The following is a 1556-nucleotide window of genomic DNA, read 5'->3' as shown; positions in this document are numbered from 1 at the left end:
TTCAGCCAATTAAGACGTTAAGAAACGTTGGTTACATGTTTGAAACGGAGGCCCTCGATGAAAAAGCGTGATCCTCAGTCCAAACAGCAACTCTCGCTGTTCGTGAAAGAGTTAATTGGTTTTGCCTTGCTGTTTGCGGTACTTGGGATTGTCATTAACTTTTTCTTTCATCAATCGATTTATAAAAATATTGATCAAGGATTAATGACCCAAAAGCAAAATGTGTTAAGCAACCGAAAGGCACCGCAATTTCGAACCGGCGGGAGCTCCAGCAGCTCACAAACGCCGCCATCTCCTAGTCCGAGTGGTGATACACCGTTTAGAACCAATATTTTAGTATTTAATCAAAAGGGCCAAATTATTAATGCACAGATGCTTGGCAACCGAATCTATAACCTGTTTATCAACACTGAGCTGGATAAAAGTGAGGTGAATAAGGTTCGTGAAGTGACCTTGATGTCGACGGATAATACCCTGCACTACTTTAGGACGTTATTGATCAAGGTTCCAAAATCCAATTCCAATCCAATCTACGCTGGCAATTATGTCTTGATTTTGGAGAATATTGATACCGATTTATTAGCAGTTAATAGTTTTAGACGATCGCTGTTAATAACATTGTTGTTCTTTTGGATTATCGCGATTGGGGTTGCTTATTACCTATCGCGATCGAGCATGAAGCCGATTATGGACGCCTGGAAACGCCAGCGACAATTTAGTGCCAACGCCGCTCATGAGCTGCGGACACCTCTGACCGTAATTCAAAATCAGATGGAGTATATGCTGACGAAGCCAAAGACCAAGGTGGTGGATCAGGTTGACGCAATTTCAACGACTCTGGATGAAGTTCGCCACTTGCAGACACTCACCAATCGTTTGTTAATGTTGGCGCGGTCGGATGCCGGCAAAATTGAAATTCGGAAGCAAGAAGTTGATGTTAAGCCGTGGTTTGAACACGTTTTAAAACCCTATGATGATATTGCGGCTAGCCAGCACAAATCACTGAATACCGTGTTAAAAGCAGACGGTAAGGGCCGATTTGATGAAGATCTGATTCGTCAACTATTGATTATTTTGTTGGACAACGCCATCAAATATACGCCGGAAGGGGGCACCATGACGGTTGTTACTTTACTCAACCGCGATAAGCTCACCATTGAAGTCCGCGATACCGGAACTGGGATTCCTGACGCTGATAAGAAGCGCGTTTTTGACCGGTTCTACCGATCGGATAAATCACGAAATTCCAAAACTGGCGGTAACGGGCTGGGTTTGGCAATTGCCAAGTGGATTGTTAACCAGCATGCCGGCACGATTACTGTCAAGGACAACCATCCCAAAGGAACCGTATTTACAGTTGGGTTTAAAGTGTCTTAGGAAGCTCGAATTTCATCAAAATCAAAGAGAGGCCCCGGTGAGCAAAACGGACATTTTGCTCACCGGGGCCTATTTGTGGTTAATCATTAATGTTGATCCTGACGTGCGGCTTTCTTAATGCCGGGAAATAGGTCGTATAGATATTTTAACGGTTCGACTTTACCAACTTTATCGGTATA

General features: G+C 43.6%; 1 protein-coding gene. It reads left to right on the top strand.

Annotation, left to right across the window (positions count from 1 at the left end; all coding sequences use genetic code 11):
* Nucleotides 1-57 precede the first annotated feature (57 nt).
* Entirely contained in the window at nt 58-1377 is a 1320-nt protein-coding gene (locus tag AB3112_RS11390) for a sensor histidine kinase (protein WP_367334558.1), read from the top strand.
* Nucleotides 1378-1556 lie beyond the last annotated feature (179 nt).

It is taken from the genome of Lentilactobacillus sp. (assembly GCF_040773105.1).
Classification (GTDB): Bacteria; Bacillota; Bacilli; order Lactobacillales; family Lactobacillaceae; genus Lentilactobacillus; species Lentilactobacillus parabuchneri.
The sequence above is the reverse complement of the archived record's forward strand: the minus strand, read 5'-3'. Positions and strand labels throughout refer to the sequence as shown.

Excerpts from the sequence above, each read along its gene's own strand:
- AB3112_RS11390 (WP_367334558.1), top strand. The coding sequence starts at position 58 with ATGAAAAAGCGTGATCCTCAGTCCAAACAGCAACTCTCGCTGTTCGTG.